An 18,946-nucleotide genomic window follows, 5' to 3' on the forward strand; every position below is an offset into this window, starting at 1 on the left:
CGGTGGTCTGCTTCAGAGGGAGAGGAAGGCGGGCGTGTGGCGGGTGAGGATCCACAGCCCCATCAACACCACCCCCACCAGCACGGTGAAGGCATAGGCCTGCACCCGGCCGGTGGTGCTGAGGCTGAGGCGGCGCGCCCCCTCCAGGGCCAGGTCGCCGCTGCGGTTGCTGAAGCCGTCCACCAGGATGCGGTCGACCCAGCTGCTGGTGGCCGCCAGCGCCACCACCAGACCCACCACGGTGCGGCGGTAGAGGCCTTCAGTGTGCAGGTCGGCGGCCAGCCATTCCTGCAGCCCGGCCAATGGTCCGGACAGCTTGGGCAGGTGCTCGGTGGAGAAGAGATAGAGCACCGACCCGGCCGTGATTCCCAGCAGCGTGGAGGCGAGCAGCGGCAGCGCCATCGGACCCCACTCCGCGCCAATGCCGGCGCGGTTGATCAGGATCGGCAGGTGCAGCACCAGGCCGGTGGCCACCATCGCCGGCAGCACCATCAGCCACAGCACTTCGGCGGAGCGCTTGGTGAACACCGAGGGCTTGCCGCCCCAGATCAGCCCGAAGATCCGCACCAGTGCGGCGCTGATCAGGCCATTGGTGAGCAGCACCACGGCGGTGAGCAGCAGCGGGGCCTGGCTGTCCGAGAGGCTGGCGGTCATGGCGCGCAGGGCGCCGAAACCGGCCAGCGGCGGCAGCCCCACCAGGCCGGCGCCACCCACCAGGAAAGCGATGCCCATCAAGGGGCGGCGCGACCAGAGGCCACCCAGCTGGGTGAGGTCCTGGCTGACGTTGCTCGACACCACCGTGCCCAGGGCCAGCAGCACCAGGGCCATCGGCAGCGGATACACCAGCAGCATGCGCCAGGCGGTGTCTCCGGCACCGGCGCCCACGGCCAGGAACAGGAGCCCCAGCCAGCTGCTGACCAGAAAGGAAACGGCCCGCTTGATATCGATCTGGGCCAGGGCGATCAGGGCGCCCACCAGGGCGGTGGTGCCGCCCACGACCACCAGCACGGCCTGCACGGTGGGGCTCACCGAGAGCAGCGGCTCAAGGCGCAGCAGCACCCAGGCCCCGCCCAGCACCACCACGGAGTTGCGCAGCACCGTGGAGGGGAAGGGGCCTTCCATGGCCTCGTCGAGCCAGAGGTGCAGCGGGATCTGGGCGCATTTGCCCATCGGGCCGGCGATCAGGGCCAGCAGGATCAAGGTGAGGCCGGGGCTGGGGGTGGCCTGTTCGGCCCAGGCATTCAGGGCGTTGATGTTCCAGCTGCCGGCCACCGGCAGCAGCGCCACCAGGCCGGCCAGCAGCACCAGATCGCCAACCCGCTTGGTGAGGAAGGCATCGCGCGCCCCCTTCACCACCAGCGACTGGTTGAACCAGGTGCCCACCACCAGATAGGTGCCAAGTGTGAGCAGCTCCAGCACCACATAGGCGAAGAAGAGCGAATCGGTGAGCACAAGTGCGCACAATCCGGCCTCAAACACACTCAGGCAGCCGAAGAAACGGGGCCAACCCCAGTCCATCTCCAGATAACCGATCGCATACACCTGAGCCAGCACATGGATGCCGCAGATCATGGTCATGGCGATCAGCACCGGCGTGTTGATCGTGGCGTCGAAGCGAATCGAGAGGCCAGCGGTATCCAGCCAGGGCCAGCTGCGGGTGAGCGGGGTGCCGCTGAAAGCGATCCAGGCCGCGAGGCTGTGCAGGAACGCCACCAGGTTGAACAGGAGGTTGATGTAGCCGGCGGGGCGTGGACCGGTACGGGAGATGAGCCCGGGCACCCACAGCAGGGAGAAGAACGCTCCCAGCAAGGGATAAAGCGGAATCAGGAAGGCCGTCTCAACGACGGACGTTGCAAAGGAGGCCGTCTCGGGCGGGGGGACGGTCATCTGATCGCGAGGCTTCCGGGATGATCGCGAACAATAGGGATAGGCCGATGGCGTTTGGGGGATGGATGAAGAGGTATTGCCAATGGCTGCCCCAAGCAAGCGTGATCAGTGGGCCGGCTGATCCTTGGAGGCCTGGATGCAAGGCTCCGTGGATCCGAGCATCGGTAGATCCATGCACAGAATCCGTATTTGTACTTAGCGGGTTAACAGAAGGTGAATGCAGCGAAGGCCGCGAGCCGCAGCACCGCCGCCCCAGCTGCACCACCAGGGTGGGAACTCCGAAACGCAGCCAGTAGCCGAAGGGGAGCAGCGCGTCCTGCTGCCTGGCGATGCCGGCTCCCACCAGGTTGGCGAGGCGCCGATCAAGGGGACGTTGCCCCCTCCGCCCCGGCCAGGCCCGCCCGCGGGCCAGAGCGTCAAAGGGCCTCCGGGAGGGTGAGGCGAAAGGGGAGCGGCGGCGGGGCTTCGACGCCTGGATCAGCCGACGACGCTGCGCAGGCCAATGGCCGCCTGCAGGGCCTCGTGGCGGCTGATCTCGGTGTGGGCGGCATCCAGCAGCTTGAACATCCGGAGCCGCTCGAGCCGTTGACGGGTGGTGCCATGCGCTCCCACCACATACACGTTGCGCCCCTTCTCCACCGCCTCTTCCACGGCGTTTTCGAGGGCCAGTGCCGCTGTCACGCCCAGGTGGGACACGGAGCCCAGATCGAAGACGATGCTCTGGCAGTCGGTGATCGCGTTGTGCTCGCGGGCGATCGCCTTGGCCACACCGAAGATCATGGCGCCGTTGAGCTGGAAAAGCAGCACCTTGCCTTCGCCCTGATCCAGCAGCACCTTCTCCTCCGGGGTGAGATCAAGCTCGCCGTCGCCGGTGCTGATCGCCTTCACACCCCTGGATTGCAGGGCGTTCATGCGCTCGATGGTGAGGAAGTTGGCCACGAACACGCCGATGCCCACCGCCACCATCAGATCCACCAGCACGGTGAGCAGGATCACCCCGTACATGATTGCGGCGCCCTTCACCGAGAGCAGGTGGGCGCGCTTGAGGAAGCCCCAGTCGATGATGTCGATGCCCACCTTGAGGGCGATGCCGGCCAGCACCGCCATCGGGATCGAGGCGGCCAGGCCCGAGGCCCCCAGGATCACCACCATCAGCACGATCGCGCGGGTGAGGCCCGAGAGCGCACTGCGGCCGCCCGCCTGAATGTTCACCACCGTGCCCATGGTGGCGCCGGCACCGGCGATGCCACCGAACAGGCCGGACATCACGTTGCCCAGGCCCTGACCGAAGAGTTCCTTGTTGGAGTCGTGCTCGGTGCGGGTGAGGCTGTCGGCCACCAGTGAGGTGAGCAGGGCGTCGATGCAACCGAGCATGCCCAGCACGGCCCCGTAGAACACCATCCGCTGGAGTTCACCGGGATAGAAACTCGGCAGCTGCAGCGGCGGCAGGCCGGAGGGGATCACGCCGATGCGGCGGATATCGGCATCACCAAAGGCCACCAGCGAGATCAGCGTGCCCGCCACCAGCGCCAGCAACTGGGGCGGCACCAACTTCTTGAAGCGGGCCGGGGTGAACCAGATGATCGCCACGGTGAGCGCGGCCAGAAACGTTTCCACCGGCTGGATCTCGCCAAGCAACAGTGGGACGGACTCCAGGGTGCCGAGCACGCCGCCGGCGGGAATCGCCTGGCCGAGGAAGGGGCCCACCTGAAGAATGATCAGGATGATGCCGATCCCGGACATGAATCCCGAGATCACGGTGTAAGGCATCATCGTGATGTAGCGGCCCAGCTTCAGCACCCCGAACAGGATCTGGAACAGGCCCGCCAGGATCACCACGGTGAAGGCCATCGCCAACCCGTCATCGGGATGGGCCGCCGTGAAGGTGGCGATCACCGTGGTCATCACCACTGTCATCGGGCCGGTGGGCTCGGAAATCAGGGTGGGAGTGCCACCGAACAGGGCTGCGAAGAAGCCCACCAGCACGGCACCCCATAGGCCTGAGGCGGCCCCTGCGCCCGAGGCCACCCCGAAGGCGAGCGCCATCGGCAGGGCGATCACCGCAGCGGTGACGCCGCCGAACACGTCACCGCGGACGTTCTGAAGGCTGATCCGGTTGGTGAAGCCCACGCGGGTTCGCCTTGCCTCTGAACCGTCACCGTACGAAGGGTGTCCGGATTCGGCAGGGGCCACAGGTCATAATTGCGCCCTCAACCGGTGTCCTCAGTGCTCAGCGTCGTCGAAATCATCGTGGGCATCCTGCTGCTGTTCGGCGGTGGCGAGCTGTTTGTGCAGGGGTCCGTGGCGCTCGCCCTGCTGCTCGGCATTCCGCAGCTGGTGATCGGCCTCACGGTGGTGGCCATGGGCACCAGCGCTCCGGAACTGTTCGTGAGCGTGCTCTCCACCCTCCAGGGCGCCGACGACATTGCCGTCAGCAACATCGTCGGCAGCAACATCTTCAACGTGCTCGTGGTTCTTGGCTGCAGCGCCTTGATCCTGCCGCTGCGCGTTCACAGCCGTCTGATCCGGCGCGATGTGCCGATCCTGCTGGCGGTGTCGATGGCGGTGTGGGGCATGGCCTCGCCTGGTCGCATGACCTGGCAGGCGGGTTTCGCGCTGCTCACCGCCCTGGTGATCAACACCATCTGGGAGATCCGCTCCGCCAAGGAGGACGGCGATGCTGACAGCGACATCGATGCCGATGAGGCCAAGGGTGGCTACCTTCCCGCCTTCATCAAGCTCGCCGCCGGCCTGGGTCTGCTGGTCTGGGGCTCCCAGATCCTGGTCAAAGGGGCTACGGCCATTGCCCTGAGCCTGGGGGTGAGCGAAACCCTGATCGGCCTCACGATCGTGGCGGCCGGCACCTCCATGCCGGAGCTTGTCACCTCGATCGTGGCGGCTTTCCGCGGCAAGGCCGATCTGGCCATCGGCAACGTGATCGGCAGCAACCTGCTGAACCAGCTGGTGATCCTCGGGCTCTGTGCCTTCATCTCCGGAAGCCGCGGCCTGAGCGTGGATCCGGTGATCGTTCACCGCGACCTGCCGATCATGGTGGCCACCACCGTGGCCTGCCTGCCGATCTTCTTCAGCGGTGGGGTGATCACCCGCCTGGAGGGCGGCATCCTGATTGGCCTGTACGGCCTCTATCTGGTCGAGCAGATCCTCCCCTACACCTTCCCCGGCCTCGACGGCCCGATCGAGCGCTTCACCCTGATGGCCTTGATTCCTGCCCTGATCGTGCTGCTGGGCTGGCAATCCATGAGCCACTGGCGCCAGACACGTCGCCTGCCCGGCTGAGGCCGGGCGGAGCTACGGCAGAGCTCAGCCAGCACTCGCCAGAACTGAGGGTGCACCCACGAGTGATCAGGCGGGATAGCAGCCCTTAAGCGGCTGTCCTGGTGGGTCCGGCAGGTTGGCGGATCAACCAGAGCTGGTCGCCCTGCACCCACAGCAACAGCAGACCTGCGGGGGAGTGCACCGACACAGCGTGCGGCTGGCTGAGGCCCATGGCCTGGGCAGCCGCCAGGGGCAGGCGGCGCAGTTCCACCCCCTGAGGCAGGTCGGTCAGGCTCTCGGGCCTGTTGCTGGCCATCGCGCCGGTGTCCCAGAGCAGCCGGTAGGGGCGATCGGCGTTGGCACCAAGCCGTAGGTGACGCCTGGCCAGGGCGGCGCTGGCAGCCTTCTGGCCCTCGTCCATGGCCGGGCGTTCCGCTGCCGCCGGCGGGGCGGCTGCGTCTGCGGCCGCGGCGTTTGAACCAGCAGCAGTTGGCGTGGCGGCCGCCCCGGCCTTGGTCTGCAGCTGGGCGACAAGTTCCAGGGCGGAGGCGGCGCTGGCCGGAAGGCCGGCGGAGGCAGCCGGCGGGACCCCCCAGGCCAGGCCGCCGCGGCCAGCGCTGCCTGCAGCGGTGCGGGAAGCCGGCAGCACCGGAGTGGCAGAACGGCGCGGGGTGGTTGGGCCGGCCTCGAGCGGCGGCGGCGGCGGCAGTGGCAGGCTGTTGCCGAAGGGCAGATCGATCGTGCTCAAGCTGGCTGCCAGCGCCACGGGCTGACGGGCACCACTGCTGAAGCGCAGCAGCTCCGGGGTGTTGTCGGTCACCGGCAGGCGCGGGGCCGGTGGGCGGGGACGCACCGTCAGGTTGCTGCTGGAGAGCCAGAGGGCATGGGCTCCCACGGCGATACCCACCGGCAGCAGCCAGCGGGAGGTGCCGATCGCCGCCAGCCAGCGCCGGTTGGCGCCCGCCCGCGCCCAGGCGGGCAGCTGGAGGCTGTGGCCTGCGCAAGGGGGCCGGCCGTCAGGAGGCAGGGGCTTGGGACGGGGAGGGAAGTTGAACGTCAAAGGGAAGCGCACTGGCATCGAGCAGGGGAAGAAATCGCTGCACCAATCCCCAGGAGGTGGTGGGGGAGGGAATCAGCCGCACGCGGGCCTGCGCGTTGATGCGGCGGGCCTCCTGCAGCAGGGCGGGCAACTGGCCCGGGTTGACCGTGCGGTTCCAGAGGCGCAGCCGCCCATCGGCCTCCAGGTGCAGCACCACCAGGCCGCGGTGGGCGGGCGCCTGGGCGAGCTGCTGAGGCAGCAGAAGCAGCGCCATGCTGAACAGGCCGAGGGCCGCCCCAAGCAGCGCCAGCCAGAGGCCCTGCTCACCGGCCGTGATCGGGCCGGCCGTCCCGATCCGCCGCACCGCCAGGGCTGGTGAAAGCCCCGAGAAGGGGTTGGCGCGCTCTGCTGGTCTCACAGTGGTCCCGGCAGACGGTCGATCCACACCGGCTGGCGGCTGTGGCGACGCAGCCAGGCCAGGTCGCTGCTCACCTGCCTGCTGGAGCGGGCATCGGAGGGCAGAAAACGCACACCCTCCGGGTTGGTGGCGCCACGCAGCTGAGCCACCAGCGCCACTTCACTGATCGCGGCGCCATCGAGGTACCAGCTGCCGCTGGCGGCGCGCACCAGGAACCAGTGGGGCTGAAGGCCCTGAGAGGCGGTGGCGCGATGGCGCGGCTCCGGCTGCCGCAGCACAACGGGCAGGGCAGCCACGGCGGTGAGGGCGATCAGGTTGAGACCGGTGAGTGCCAGGAGGCGGAAGGTCATGGGGCCTCGGCCGCAGCGCGCAGGCAGGCCAGCTCCAGACGGCTGCGTTGCCATTGCCGCAAGCCCTGATTGGTGCGCAGCAGCACCGCAGCGATCAGGGCGACCACCAGGCCCAGCCAGGTGCTGACCAACACCTCGCCGTAACCCTGCACGCTGGCGCCGCTGGGCAGGGTGAGGTCGGGGCCTAGCTCGGCGAGCACACGCATCAGACCGCTGACGGTGCCGATCAGGCCCAGCAGGGGGCCGATCAAGGTGGCGGCTTCAAGCACGGGCTCACCCTGGGCCATCGCCAGCTCCAGCTGGGCCAGCTCAAGGCCTTCCCGTTGCTGGCGGCTGGCGCCTGCGGGCGTGGCCGAAAGGGTGTCGAGCAGGAGGCGCTCCTGGCGGGTGGAACTGAGACCCCAGCGCTGCCAGTAGCGCAGCCGCTCAACGCCGATCGCCAGCACCACGATCGAGAGCAGCAACAGGGGAACCATCACCGGACCACCGGCACGCAGCGCCGCGAAACCCATGCCGCCGCCCAGTTTCCCTTCCTTTGCAATGGCGAAACTAAGGGGCCGCGGGGCCGGGGCTGTGTCGTGCCAGAACTTGACAAACGTGTGGAAACCATTCACCGCTTTGGCGTGGGTTCCGCCTCATCAGGGAGACCTCTGGGCCGGGCTGGCCTTGCAGTTCGGAGGCTTGGGCGCAGGCTGCGCGGCAGCTGTAAGCGAGGACGCCCAGCCTTCGAGCCAGGTGGCCCTGTTGCTGCCAGGCTGCTCTTAGCCAACTGATGTTCCGATGACCACGATCTTCGCCGACAGCAGCTTCAGCATCGGGCGCACGCCGATGGTGCGGCTCAACCGGGTGGTGGGTGACTGCAAGGCCACCGTGCTGGCCAAGATCGAGGGCCGCAACCCCGCCTATTCGGTGAAGTGCCGCATCGGCGCCGCCATGATCTGGCAAGCGGAGAAAGATGGCCTGCTGGGAGCCGGCAAGGAGCTGATCGAGCCCACCAGCGGCAACACCGGCATCGCCCTGGCTTTCGTGGCGGCGTCCCGCGGCATTCCGCTCACGCTCACGATGCCGGAAACGATGAGCCTTGAGCGGCGCAAGCTGCTGGCGGCCTACGGCGCCAAGCTCGAACTCACCGAGGGCCGGCTCGGCATGACCGGGGCCGTGGGACGGGCCCGCGAGATCGCCGCCTCCAACCCCGACCGCTACGTGCTGCTGCAGCAGTTCGCCAACCCGGCCAACCCCCAGATCCACCACGACACCACCGGTCCGGAGATCTGGGCCGACACCGATGGCGCCATCGATGTGCTGGTGGCCGGTGTGGGAACGGGCGGCACGATCACCGGCGTGAGCCGCTACATCAAGAACACCCTGGGCAAGCCGCTGGTGTCGGTGGCGGTGGAGCCGGTGAACAGCCCGGTGATCAGCCAGACCAAAGCAGGCCAGCCGATCCAGCCCGGCCCCCACAAGATCCAGGGCATCGGCGCCGGCTTCGTGCCGGACAACCTGGACGTGGAGCTGGTGGACCGGGTGGAGACAGTGAGTGATCAGGAGGCGGTGGCGATGGCCCGGCGGCTGATGCGCGAGGAGGGAATCCTGGCCGGCATCTCCTGCGGTGCCGCCACGGTGGCTGCCCTGCGCCTTGCTGCGGAAGAGGCCTACGCCGGCAAAACGATCGTGGTGGTGCTGCCCGATTCCGGCGAGCGCTACCTCAGCTCCGTGTTGTTCGAAGGCGTGTTCGACGAGGCCGGGCTGGCGATCGCGGGCCGCTGAGCGGCAGCTGGGCCGGCGATGCGGGCGGCTTCCCGCCACCAGGCCCAGCCCTCACGGTTGATCAGCAGGCCGATCAGCACCAGCACCACCATCAGCGCCACCTGATCGGGGCGTGAATCGGGCACGAGGATATCGGCGATCAGGTGCGGCAGGTTTGAGATGGTGTACACCACGCTGATCCAGAAATGCAGCCGCCGCCATGGCCGCCAGCGGGCGGAATGGCCCGGATCACTGGCGGCATAGGCGATGGTGACCAGGCAGGCGAGTGGTACCAGGAAGTAGCCGAGCATGGCGCCGAACAGCAGCGGCAGCATCGCCACCGGCACCTGGCTCTCGATTTCCGGCGACTGCCCATGGAACAGGGGCATCAGCCCCAGGTCGACATGAAACAGCATGGCCAACAGCCAGGCCAGCCATAACCAGCGCAGGCGCATGGCTTGGTCCACGGCGGGGGGCCGATCAGCCGGAAATGAAAGTGGGGGCAAGGGATGCGCTGGGATCAGCAGCCTGCGATCAGGGGTGCTTGACTCGGCCATCGTCATCACTCGCGTCGCCGTTGTCAGCATCGCCATTCCTGGCCCATGCGGCCGCATGGGCGCCTTGGTTCGCAATCAGACCTGGCGCAGCGGTAGCCAACGGCACGGCATGGAGGTCTGAGCCATGAGCGCCTTTCTCACCGTTGCCTCAGAGCCGGCTGGTTTGATCACGCTGCTGATTTTCGCCGGCGCGATCCTCCTGTTCATCACCGGCTGGCTGGCGCCGGAGGTGACCGGTCTGCTGGCGGCCGCTCTGTTGGTGACCTTCAAGGTGCTCAAACCCGATGAGGCCGTTCAGGGATTCGGCAGCCCTGCCCTGATCACCTTGATGGGCCTGTTTGCCGTGTCGGCGGGGTTGTTCCGCAGCGGTGGCCTCGATCGCCTGCGGGCCTTGATCGGCTCCGATGCGGTGCGCAGCCCGAAGCGCATGATCGCGCTCATGGTGGGCGTGGTGGCCCCTCTCTCGGCGTTCGTGCCCAACACACCGATCGTTGCCACGCTCCTGCCGGTGCTGGAGGGCTGGTGCCACCGTCGCGGCATCTCCCCCTCAAAAGTGCTGCTGCCCCTGTCCTTTGCCACGGTGCTGGGGGGCACCATCTCCCTGCTCGGCACCTCAACCAACCTTCTGGCCAGCGATGTCAGCCGCCAGCTGGGCTATGGCTCACTGGAGCTGTTCAGTTTCACGGCGATCGGGATTCCGGTCTGGCTGATCGGCTCGGCCTACGTGCTGTTCTTCTCCGAACGAATGCTCCCCGATCGGGGTCTTGATGGCGACGACCTACTCGGCACCATGGCGCGCGAGGGCTACTTCACCGACGTGCTGATTCCGATGGAGTCGGAACTGATTGGGCAGTCCCTGCACAACAGCCGGCTGCAGCGCCGTTTCGATGTTGACGTGCTGGAGCTGCACCGGGGCAGTGAAAGCTTCACTGCCCCGCTGGCGGATCAGGTGCTGCAGGCCGGCGACCGGCTGATGCTGCGCTGCAACCGCGACAACCTGCTGCGCCTGCAGCAGGAGCACACCGTGACCCTGGCGCCGATCACCGACCTCGACGACGGCGTTCAGGAACCGGCCGAATCCTCCAGCAGCTCCCCCCAGCGCGTGGTGGAGGTGCTGTTGCCAACGGGTTCCACGATCGTGGGCTCCAGCGTGCGGGATCTGCGCTTCCGCCAGCGCTACAACGCCACCCTGCTGGCGGTGCGACGCGGTAACCAGGTGCTGCGCGAGCTGCTGGGGCGCGTGCAATTACAGGCTGGCGACGTCCTGCTGCTGCAAGCCCCGCTCGATGCGATCCGCGGCATGCAGGCCAATAACGACCTGGTGCTGCTCGACGAACTGGAGAAAGACCTGCCCACCACCAGCCGTAAGTGGGTGGCGGTGGTGATTTCGGCACTGGTGATCCTGTTGCCGATGTTCAAGCTGCTGCCGCTGATGGCGGCGGTACTACTGGCGGTGGTGGCGATGGTGGCCACCGGCTGCCTGCGTCCCGGAGAGCTGCAACGCTCGATCCGCTGGGATGTGATCCTGCTGCTGGGCTCGCTCACCAGCTTCAGCGTGGCGATGCAATCCACCGGGCTGGCCGAGGCGCTCGCCACCGATTTGTTGCGCTCGATGCAGGGTTGGTCGCCCTATCTGGTGCTGCTGTCGGTGACGGTGCTCGCGCAGATTTTCACGGAGGCCCTCAGCAACGGAGCCACCGTGGTTCTGCTCATCCCGATCGCCACCGAGGTAGCAAAAGGACTGGATCTGCCGCCGATGGCCTTCATCTTCGCCGTGATGTTCGCCGCCAGTCAGAGTTTCCTCACGCCGATCGGCTATCAGACCAACCTGATGGTGTTCGGCCCCGGCCGCTACCGCTTTCTCGACATGACCCTCTACGGCCTTCCACTCACCCTCACCCTGGCCGTGACGATGCCCTGGCTGATCTGCCGCCACTTCGGCATCTGAGCCCACACTGGAGGGAAGCGCCAAGCCCTCAAGTGCTCAGCAAGCTGAACGAACGTCTGCAGCGCTGGGGGTTCAGCTGGAGCGGCTGGGGTGACAACCGCCGTGGTGAATGGTGGCTGGCGGCCCAGCTGCTGCTGATCGCCGCCCATCTGCTGCCGGCCACGCCAGCGCCAAGCCGCCTTGGCATCGACTGGCCGCTGCCCTTGCAGCTGGTGGGCCTGGCCCTGTTGGTCGTGGGGCTGGGGCTGGCCCTGCAGGCGTTCCTGAAGCTGGGCGACAGCCTCACGCCGCTGCCCGAACCGATGCCCGGTAGCGCCCTGGTGACGGCCGGGCCCTACGGCCGCTGCCGCCATCCGCTGTACCAGGCAGTGTTGCTCTGCTCGCTGGGGATGGTGATCGCCCTGGGCAGCCTGGTGCACCTGTTGCTGCTGCTGGGCCTGGCCGCCGTGCTGGGGGGCAAGGCCCGGCGTGAGGAACGCGCCCTGTGCGCCACCCATCCCGACTATCCCGCCTACCGGGAGCGCACGCCGGCGATCGTGCCCTCACTCCCCTGGCTCGACTGGCGCTGATGCGGTGTGCAGGCCAAGGCTCAGGCGTGCACCAGGTTTCCGGGCATCTCCGCCTCCGCCTGCAGGTGGGCGATGCCACAAAGACGCTGTCAACCCTATCTGATTAAAGCTGTTATGCCCTTTTCCGCATAAGTGTCAACATGCGACAGGATGTGCACGACGATCGGATTCTTCAGTTCTTGGTCCTGTTCTCACGCACTCAAAAGGTGCGTCACCCACGCCAAAACGGCAAACATGACGGCATGATGGTTGGCGTTGCTAGGTATTTTGCGTAATGAGTGCTGCGGCCGATGGGCTAGTTCCAACCCCCCAGCTTCTGGAAGAACTCAGCCAGTTCTTTCGCCTCCTGAGTGAGCCGGCGCGGCTGCAATTGCTCTGTCTGTTGAAGACGGGCCCCCAGGATGTGGCCGCCCTGATTGCCTCTACCGGCTTCAGCCAATCCCACATCAGCCGCCAGCTGAGCCAGTTGCAGCGGGCGGGGCTGGTGCGCTGTGAGCGGGAGGGCACCCGCTTGATCTACACCGCCGACGAGCCGCTGGTGGACGATCTCTGCATGTTGGTGATGGGCCGCCTGCGGGAACGGCTTGAGCAGCAGCTTGAGCACCTGCAGGCCGCCTGATTCGTCGCCTCAGACCAACCGCGACCCGCTGGCCTTCAGTCGCTGGCGGGGATCAAACACCGCAGCGATCGTGCGGATCAACCAGCGTCCTTCCGTGCTGACGCGGAAGCCATTGGACTCCAGCTGCAGCAGGCCGTCGGCCTCCAGGGCCTGCAGGTCAGCCCATTCTGCCGCGAACCGCTGGGGGCCGTTGAGCGGTTCTGCTCCAGCCTGGGCGTTTATAGCTTGGCCGGTCTGATCTGCACCGCCAAGGTGGGCAAAATCGACGCGAAAATCGCACATCAAGCGCTGAATGATGCAACGCCTGAGCAGTTCGTCAGGATCCTCCACCACCAGCCCCCTCTCCACCGGCAACAGGCCGGCATCCAGCGCCTTCAGATAGGCCCGGAGATCCCGCTGGTTCTGGCTGAACAGGGTGGGGTACTGGCTGATCGCCGTGACGCCGATCGCCAGCAGGTCGAGCTCTCCACCGGTGGTGTAGCCCTGGAAATTGCGATGCAGGCGGCCAGCCCGGGCCGCCACGGCCAGGCTGTCCTCCGCCAGGGCGAAGTGGTCCATGCCGATGGCGTCATAGCCATGGCTGGTAAAGGCGTCATAGGCGCCCTGCAGCATCTGCACCCGCTCGCGCTGGCTGGGCAGATCATCAGCAGCGATCTTGCGTTGCAGCGGCAGTTGCTCGGGCAGGTAGGCGAAGCTGAACAACGACACCCGATCGGGCCGCAGCTCCTCCACGAGGGCGATCGTGGCGGCGAAACGGTCAGGCGTCTGCAGCGGCAGGCCGCAGATCAGATCCACGTTCACGCTCTCGAAGCCCGCCTCCCGCATCCAGCCCATCGCCCGCCGCAGCTGATCCGGCGGCACGATCCGGTTCACCGCCGCCTGCACTTCTGGATCGGCGTCCTGAATGCCGAAGCTGATGCGGTTGAACCCGAGGCGGCGCAGGCCCAGCACCTCGTCACGGCTGAGGAATTCCGGATTCACCTCGATCGAGGCTTCCAGGCCGGGCTCCAGATCGAAGTGGTGGGCGATCAGCGCCCAAAGCTCCGCCTGCTCGCTCACGCTCAGGTAATTGGGAGTGCCGCCACCCCAGTGCAGCTGGCTGAGGCGCCGGCGCTGGCCCGAGGCCTGCTGGATCAGCGCCAGCTCCCGGCCCAGGGCCTGCAGGTAGGGGCCCACCACCTTCGAGCCGGCCTGGGTGGTGATCCGGTTGCAGCCGCAGTACCAGCAGGCATGGCGGCAGAAGGGGATGTGCACGTAGAGCGACAGGGGCTCGCTGCTCGGCCGGGCCAGCTGCGCCGCCAGTTCACCAGGGCCCACACCGGTGTGGAAGCTGGCGGCCGTGGGGTAGCTGGTGTAGCGGGGCACGGGCTTGTCGTGCTTCAGCAGCAGCTGCAGCGGTTCGAGGCGGGCAGGAGCAGTGGTGGGCATGGGACGGGGGGCGAGCAGGAGAGAGTGAGGAAAGAGGGGAAGAGGCAGCAGCCAGGGGCAGATGGCGCGGCGGGAGGGCCTGAGGCACGACATCCAACCGCCAGCTATCGGGCTCAGGCGGCGCGCAGATCGCCCAGTTCGGCCAGCAGGCGCTGGGTGTCCTGGAAGGCCACCACCGCTTCTTCAAGCAGCTCACCTTCTTCCGCCTCGCTCAGGTCGAGTTGCTCAAAGGCGTCGTGCAGGGCGGCCTTGAGCACCGGCAGCGGCTGATCGAAGGCCCAGAAGCGCACGGCCGGCAGGCCATGGGCCGCCAGGATGGCGTTGGCCTGCTGGGCCAGCTGTTGGCCGCCGGAGAGATCGCCGCCGTAGCGCACGTAGACGTGGGCCAGGAAGCGGTGCGGAGCCTGCTGGGCCAGGGCCTGCAGATGCTCGAGCCAGAGGGCGGCAGCGGCGGAGCGCGGCGTGGCGGGCGCTGCCGCCAGGGCTGCCGCATCGGCGGCGAGGGCAGCACTGCGGGCCAGCGCCGCCCAGGGGAAGTCGATCGCACCAAGGGCCGCGGCCAGCTCAGGGCCCTGCTGCTCGATCAGGGCGTAGCCGGGGCCCAGCGCACGGATCAGGGCCGCCAGCTGCAGCGGGCTGGCCTGGCCGTCGAGCAGGGCGCGTGAGAACTCCATACCTTCGGCCTGGTGGTGGGCGGCGCCGATGCGCCCATGCAGACGGCGCACCCGCGGGCCGAAGCCCTTGCGGGCCGCCAGGTCGGCGGGGCTGGCGTGATCGGAGAGGTCGCTCGGGGAGGTAGCGGTTGGGGAGGCGGGCGCGGGGCTGGCGGCCGCGGCGGGGTGCGTGGTGGTCATGGCGAAGGCAACCGGGGCGGGGCCTGACAGAGGCCGAACCAGCTAACGGTATCGCGCTACCGTTATGTCGTTGTTTCGTCGTTGCAGATTCGTTGCAACGTTCAGCACCCATGGCTGCCATCCCCTCCACTCCCCAGGTCTGCGGCGCAAGGCCGCTGCAGCTGTTGCTGGCTCCCAGCGGCCAGCTCAGCGACGACGGCCAGCTGCGGGAGCTGATCGCCGAGCGGCGCGACAGGCAGGGCGCCAACGTGGAGCTGTGGTATCTGCGCCCGGTGGTGCTGGCGGCCCTGCTGCCGGAGCATGGCGCGGGTCAGGAAGCAGTGGTGGCGGCTGATCCGGCGGTGATCACCTGGTTGCAGCTGCGCTTCGGCGGCAGCGTGAGCACTGCCGTCCTCGACCCCCAGCAGCTGCACAACCGGGCCGGCGGGCTGCCGCCGCGGGCGCCGCTGGCGGCGGTGACGCTCTGAGGTCTCCGTTCAGGACCTCCACACCGAGGTGTCCAACGCGACAGCCAGACCCACCGGACCGCTTCAGGGTCTGGTGGTGCCGCTGGCCCGCGCGCCCGGATTCCGCCGACCGCCAGCCCCACGCCGTCTTCGCCTCACTCCTCCCTGGTGACCAGGGCTTCCGTCATGACCCTCAGCCCGCTCCGGGGCCCCCGCCAAGGGGTTCTGATCGATCGGCTCCGCCACTGGCTCGATGGCATCGGCCCGCGTTCCCTGCCGCTGGCCCGCCTGCTGGTGCGGCTGATTCCTGCCCGCTGCCCGTTCGAGCGCACCGTGGTGATCGCAGGCCACACCGTGCTGCACATCCCGCCGCTCTGCCAGATCAACCCCCTGTTCGATGAGCTGATGGCGCTACGCTTCCGTGCCCTCTGCCGCCTGGAGGCCCACCAGCAAGGCCAGCAGGAACGGCGTCAGGACCGCCAGCCTCAGGCCCGGCGGCAACACCCCTGACCAAGGCGAAGGCCATCGCACTCAGCCACAGGCCATCGCGACCAATCTCAGGCCTCCGCAATCAAGTGCGGACCACCGCCATCACCCGCAGGCCACCGCCGCCAGGCGTGCGGCCAGGCGCGTGGCCTGGCGTGGGGCGAAACCGACCGCCTCCAGCGCCGTGCCCATGCAGCCCATGAATTCCCCCACCAGCGCGCTGGGATCGATGCCGATCGCTTCGAGATCGCCATGCACCTCCCGCAACATCGCCATCGCCACGGGCACCGCCCGCTCACACCAGCGGCTGAGCGGCGCCGCCACAGCCGGGAAGCGGGCCGCCAGCTGGCGCTCGCCGTAGTCGAGGTGTTCGGCCTCATCGGCCAGCACCGCCGCCGTGATCGGTGCGGCGTAGGCATCGGCCACCGGCAGATAGCAGCGGTAGGCGGCCACGGCGAAGCTTTCCACGATCAGGCACTGGATCACCAGAGCCCCCACCGTGTCCGTGGTGCTGAACGCCTCGTTGAACAGGGCGCGCAGCGGCGCGAACAGGCGGCGCGCCAGGGGGAGATCGGGGCGAATCGCCAGCTGGCGGCCGCAGCCCACGAAATCCACGGCGTGACGGCCTTCCATCGCCGCCAGGCGCCGCAGCTCGTCGCCGTCTTCCGGCAGCAGCTGGGCCAGCTGGCGGAAATGGTGATCGGCCAGCCCCTCACCCACGATCACGAGACCATTGATCCTCCCATAGGCATCGCGGTAGGCAGGGGTGAGCGCGGGAGCGGGCATGGTGACCTCAGGTGATGGGAACTGGAAGGGGGTGATGGCCCACAGGCTGCGCCTCGGGGGCACCAACAGCCGCCGGCTGTGGGGAACGGCCACCGACCGGCTCCGGCGCAACAACAGCCAGCGGCTCCGGGGGGCTACCAGCCACCGGCTTTGACGGAACAACAGCCGCCGGCTCCACCGGCAGCGGTTCGTTCATGGCGGCGCGGGCCGCCAGCCAGCGGTCTGAGGCGGGCATGGTCAGGCAGTCGTCGAACCAGGGGCCGCCCAGCGTGTAGTGCAGGATCTTTGGGGCCGCCGGCAGGGGCTGCACCCCCACCAGCACGTTCCATTCGGGCGGCAGGGCGCCGATCTGCTCGTCGGCCAGCCAGTGGAACTGGTGCAGCTCCAGGCCCGAGGCGCTGTTCACCAGCTCCGGCGTGAGCGCCGTGCAACGCGCGCAGTTGAAGAGCATCACCGACGACCAGTTCTTGCGGCCGTAGGGCGTCTGGGGCATGCCCTGGAACTTCAGCCCCTGCTCACACACGTGCTGGTGCTTCACCAACTGCACCGCATAGCGTTCATCGCGCAGGGCCCAGAGCTCGGCGAGGTCCGCCAGGCAGAGCATGTCGGCATCGATGAACAGGGCCCAGCCCTGGTAACCGGCCAGCCAGGGCACCAGGAAGCGGCTGAAGGAGAAATCCGTGCTCTGGCGCGGATCGCGCTCCCGCTGGTACACCCCCGCCAGCTGATCGAGCCGCACCTGAGCGATCAGCAGCGGCAGGCTGGAGCGGGCCTGAAAGGAATCGGCGAGCACGTTCACCGCCACCCGTTCCCGCGGGTCGTAGCCGATGAACACGCGCGGGATCTCGAAGCCGGCGGGTGTGTGGGTCATGCCCCCTCCGCCGGCACCATCGGCTGACAGAACTGACGCAGCAGCAACCCAGCGAAGCGCAGCTTCAGGCCCAGCCTGCGCAGCAGTGCGCCCGGCTCCGTCTTGAGCGCCTGCATCTGCTGGAAGCAGGTGACCAGGCAGTCGCGCAGCTCCAGGTAACGGCTCTGCTCGAGGTCGAACACCCAGGGGAAGGCGCGGCGGGCGGTGCGGTTGGTCTGGCGCATCACCTCGGCATCGAAGCGGCGGGGATCCATGCCCAGCAGGCGGTAGAAATCGCCCCGCTCACACACGGTGAGGCTGTGGGTGAGAAACACCGACCAGAGGAAGAAACGGCTGAGCAACTTGCCGCGCAGCCCCTGCTTCAGACCGGGCCAGCAGCGGATCAGCAGGTTGAAGATGTCGCCGTGGCGGTTCTCGTCCTGGCACCAGGGTTCGAAGAAATCGAACAGCGGCGCAAAGGCGTTGTCGGGGTTGGCCTTGAGATGGCGGTCGATCAGGATGTAACGCCAATAGCCGATCTTTTCGGACAGAAACACCGAATAGAGCACCCAGCTGAGCGGGAACCAGGTGATCGGCCGCTTGGTGCTCAGCTTGGGCAGATCGAGCTCGATCCCTTCCGCCACCAGCGCCCGGTTGAGGAAGCCGGCATGGCGGGCTTCATCGCGGGCCATCAGCTGGAACAGGCGGCCCAGCTCCTGGCGTTCAGCCTGGAACAGGCGGCGGGAGAGCTCCTTGAACAGCAGGAAACCGGAGAACTCCGACACGCACGACCGCACCAGATAGCTCTCGTAAGCGGTCTTGGCTTCCGGGCTGAGAGCGCGCAGACGGTCGAGCGGGGCCTTGCGGTCGAAGTGGTCGCGGTTGTGATCGGCCTCCATCTCGGCGAGCATCGCCTCGAAGGCAGGCCGCTGCTGCTCCAGGTCGGTGCGGGCGGCCTTGTCGATCTCCGTGGTGTAGAAGCGGGGCGTCAGCAGGTCTTCGCGCAGGTGGGGGGCGGCCGGGGTGGCGGCGGCGGCGGGCTGGCGGATGGTGGCGGTCATTGGGAGGCGCTCGAGAGGGGGATAGGGGCGGCGGCGGCGCGGGCATAGGCGACGGCATCGGCGCCATGGCGATGCAGGTGGAACCACTCCTGCAGATCGAGCAGCCAGCCGAGCCGCTCGGCGCTGCCGGCGGGGGTGCAGCCTGCGAGCTCGGCGGCCTGGCGGTGGCTGTAGCGATGGCCGGGGCAGAGGCAGCCCACTTCGGCGAGCCAGCGCTCCTCCAGCCGCAGATGCAGACCCAATGCCCGCACCAGCTGACGGCAGCCGGCGGTGGAGGCCTCGCCGTCGATCAGCTGCTCCAGCAGCGCCTCGATGCGGCTGTGCTGCCGTTCCAGCAACCGGCTGCGCTCCGACCAGAGCCGCGGCCAGGGCCGGCTGCGGCCGCGCCGCTGCCAGCGAACACGCTGCCGGGCGGCCGGCAGTGCTTCGGGGGCTGGCGGCAGGGGAGGCGCAGCAGGGGAGGGGGCGGGGAGCGTCAACACCAGCGGCATTGTTCAACGCTATAACGACATCGTGATACTAGAGGATGACGGTCAGGCCGCAACCGTCCGGTTACAGGAGCTGGGGAGTCGCTGCACAGCAGAGAGCGCCAGGAATGGTCAAGGCCGAGGCCGCCTGCTCTGGCC

General features: G+C 68.0%; 20 protein-coding genes. 7 read left to right on the forward strand and 13 right to left on the reverse strand.

Annotated features, from left to right (window positions below):
- Positions 1-12 precede the first annotated feature (12 nt).
- Both KBZ19_RS01100 and KBZ19_RS01105 read right to left on the reverse strand, forming a co-directional pair.
- The gene (locus tag KBZ19_RS01100; RefSeq protein ID WP_255099421.1) at positions 13-1,887 is read right to left on the reverse strand and encodes an NAD(P)H-quinone oxidoreductase subunit F; all 1,875 of its coding nucleotides are present in this window, start codon (positions 1,885-1,887) and stop codon (positions 13-15) included.
- Positions 1,888-2,364: 477 nt separating this feature from the next.
- Entirely contained in the window at positions 2,365-4,017 is a 1,653-nt protein-coding gene (locus KBZ19_RS01105; protein ID WP_255099422.1) for a SulP family inorganic anion transporter, read from the reverse strand.
- Positions 4,018-4,104: 87 nt separating this feature from the next.
- Between KBZ19_RS01105 and KBZ19_RS01110 the strand changes: the two genes are divergently transcribed.
- Positions 4,105-5,184: a calcium/sodium antiporter gene (locus KBZ19_RS01110; RefSeq protein ID WP_255099423.1), complete on the forward strand. Its 1,080-nt coding sequence runs from the start codon at positions 4,105-4,107 to the stop codon at positions 5,182-5,184.
- 85 nt (positions 5,185-5,269) lie between these two features.
- On the opposite strand, the gene KBZ19_RS01115 is transcribed toward KBZ19_RS01110, so the two are convergent.
- From KBZ19_RS01115 to KBZ19_RS01130, 4 genes are read right to left on the reverse strand one after another with little or no spacing between them, the layout of a single operon-like run.
- On the reverse strand, positions 5,270-6,223 hold the full coding sequence (locus KBZ19_RS01115; RefSeq protein WP_255099424.1) for a hypothetical protein: 954 nt from the start codon (positions 6,221-6,223) through the stop codon (positions 5,270-5,272).
- Complete coding sequence (locus KBZ19_RS01120) at positions 6,180-6,620, reverse strand: hypothetical protein (RefSeq protein WP_255099425.1); 441 nt, start codon at positions 6,618-6,620, stop codon at positions 6,180-6,182. Before KBZ19_RS01120 ends, KBZ19_RS01115 begins: the two co-directional genes overlap by 44 nt.
- The gene (locus KBZ19_RS01125) at positions 6,617-6,970 is read right to left on the reverse strand and encodes a hypothetical protein (protein ID WP_255099426.1); all 354 of its coding nucleotides are present in this window, start codon (positions 6,968-6,970) and stop codon (positions 6,617-6,619) included. The genes KBZ19_RS01120 and KBZ19_RS01125 overlap by 4 nt, the downstream gene beginning before the upstream one ends.
- Positions 6,967-7,482 carry a MotA/TolQ/ExbB proton channel family protein gene (locus KBZ19_RS01130; protein ID WP_255099427.1) on the reverse strand — a complete coding sequence of 172 codons (516 nt, stop codon included), beginning with the start codon at positions 7,480-7,482 and terminating at the stop codon, positions 6,967-6,969. The genes KBZ19_RS01125 and KBZ19_RS01130 overlap by 4 nt, the downstream gene beginning before the upstream one ends.
- A 268-nt stretch (positions 7,483-7,750) precedes the next feature.
- Here KBZ19_RS01130 and cysK point away from each other — a divergent pair, with 268 nt between their 5' ends.
- Positions 7,751-8,737 (forward strand): cysteine synthase A, encoded by a 987-nt coding sequence (gene cysK, locus KBZ19_RS01135; protein ID WP_094510740.1) that lies wholly within the window; start codon positions 7,751-7,753, stop codon positions 8,735-8,737.
- On the opposite strand, the gene KBZ19_RS01140 is transcribed toward cysK, so the two are convergent.
- Positions 8,671-9,222 (reverse strand): hypothetical protein, encoded by a 552-nt coding sequence (locus KBZ19_RS01140; RefSeq protein ID WP_255099428.1) that lies wholly within the window; start codon positions 9,220-9,222, stop codon positions 8,671-8,673. The two genes, cysK and KBZ19_RS01140, sit on opposite strands and share 67 nt — an antisense overlap.
- Before the next feature lie 175 nt (positions 9,223-9,397).
- Between KBZ19_RS01140 and KBZ19_RS01145 the strand changes: the two genes are divergently transcribed.
- From KBZ19_RS01145 to KBZ19_RS01155, 3 genes are all read left to right on the forward strand, one after another.
- The gene (locus KBZ19_RS01145; protein ID WP_255099429.1) at positions 9,398-11,221 is read left to right on the forward strand and encodes an SLC13 family permease; all 1,824 of its coding nucleotides are present in this window, start codon (positions 9,398-9,400) and stop codon (positions 11,219-11,221) included.
- 32 nt (positions 11,222-11,253) lie between these two features.
- Positions 11,254-11,790, forward strand: coding sequence for a methyltransferase (locus KBZ19_RS01150; protein ID WP_255099430.1), 537 nt, complete (start codon positions 11,254-11,256; stop codon positions 11,788-11,790).
- Positions 11,791-12,064: 274 nt separating this feature from the next.
- Positions 12,065-12,409 carry a helix-turn-helix transcriptional regulator gene (locus KBZ19_RS01155; protein WP_094510743.1) on the forward strand — a complete coding sequence of 115 codons (345 nt, stop codon included), beginning with the start codon at positions 12,065-12,067 and terminating at the stop codon, positions 12,407-12,409.
- A 9-nt stretch (positions 12,410-12,418) separates the two neighbouring features.
- Here the strand turns inward: KBZ19_RS01155 and hemN are convergent, their stop codons facing one another.
- Together hemN and KBZ19_RS01165 are read right to left on the reverse strand one after the other, a co-directional pair.
- Entirely contained in the window at positions 12,419-13,837 is a 1,419-nt protein-coding gene (hemN, locus tag KBZ19_RS01160) for an oxygen-independent coproporphyrinogen III oxidase (RefSeq protein WP_255099431.1), read from the reverse strand.
- Between the two features lie 113 nt (positions 13,838-13,950).
- Complete coding sequence (locus KBZ19_RS01165) at positions 13,951-14,691, reverse strand: biliverdin-producing heme oxygenase (protein WP_255099432.1); 741 nt, start codon at positions 14,689-14,691, stop codon at positions 13,951-13,953.
- A 110-nt stretch (positions 14,692-14,801) separates the two neighbouring features.
- Here KBZ19_RS01165 and KBZ19_RS01170 point away from each other — a divergent pair, with 110 nt between their 5' ends.
- Together KBZ19_RS01170 and KBZ19_RS01175 are read left to right on the forward strand one after the other, a co-directional pair.
- The gene (locus KBZ19_RS01170; RefSeq protein WP_255099433.1) at positions 14,802-15,158 is read left to right on the forward strand and encodes a hypothetical protein; all 357 of its coding nucleotides are present in this window, start codon (positions 14,802-14,804) and stop codon (positions 15,156-15,158) included.
- 147 nt (positions 15,159-15,305) lie between these two features.
- The gene (locus tag KBZ19_RS01175; protein ID WP_255099434.1) at positions 15,306-15,647 is read left to right on the forward strand and encodes a Mo-dependent nitrogenase C-terminal domain-containing protein; all 342 of its coding nucleotides are present in this window, start codon (positions 15,306-15,308) and stop codon (positions 15,645-15,647) included.
- Positions 15,648-15,728: 81 nt separating this feature from the next.
- On the opposite strand, the gene KBZ19_RS01180 is transcribed toward KBZ19_RS01175, so the two are convergent.
- Genes KBZ19_RS01180 through KBZ19_RS01195 form a run of 4 tightly spaced genes read right to left on the reverse strand, consistent with a single transcriptional unit; the run spans position 15,729 to position 18,802 of the window.
- The gene (locus KBZ19_RS01180) at positions 15,729-16,409 is read right to left on the reverse strand and encodes a long-chain fatty aldehyde decarbonylase (protein WP_255099435.1); all 681 of its coding nucleotides are present in this window, start codon (positions 16,407-16,409) and stop codon (positions 15,729-15,731) included.
- 7 nt (positions 16,410-16,416) lie between these two features.
- Positions 16,417-17,280 (reverse strand): glycosyltransferase, encoded by an 864-nt coding sequence (locus tag KBZ19_RS01185; RefSeq protein WP_315856309.1) that lies wholly within the window; start codon positions 17,278-17,280, stop codon positions 16,417-16,419.
- On the reverse strand, positions 17,277-18,320 hold the full coding sequence (acsF, locus tag KBZ19_RS01190; RefSeq protein WP_255099436.1) for a magnesium-protoporphyrin IX monomethyl ester (oxidative) cyclase: 1,044 nt from the start codon (positions 18,318-18,320) through the stop codon (positions 17,277-17,279). The genes KBZ19_RS01185 and acsF overlap by 4 nt, the downstream gene beginning before the upstream one ends.
- Positions 18,317-18,802, reverse strand: coding sequence for a hypothetical protein (locus KBZ19_RS01195; protein WP_255099437.1), 486 nt, complete (start codon positions 18,800-18,802; stop codon positions 18,317-18,319). The genes acsF and KBZ19_RS01195 overlap by 4 nt, the downstream gene beginning before the upstream one ends.
- Positions 18,803-18,946: the final 144 nt, after the last annotated feature.

The sequence above is a fragment of the Synechococcus sp. L2F genome (assembly GCF_024345695.1).
Taxonomy (GTDB): domain Bacteria; phylum Cyanobacteriota; class Cyanobacteriia; order PCC-6307; family Cyanobiaceae; genus MW101C3.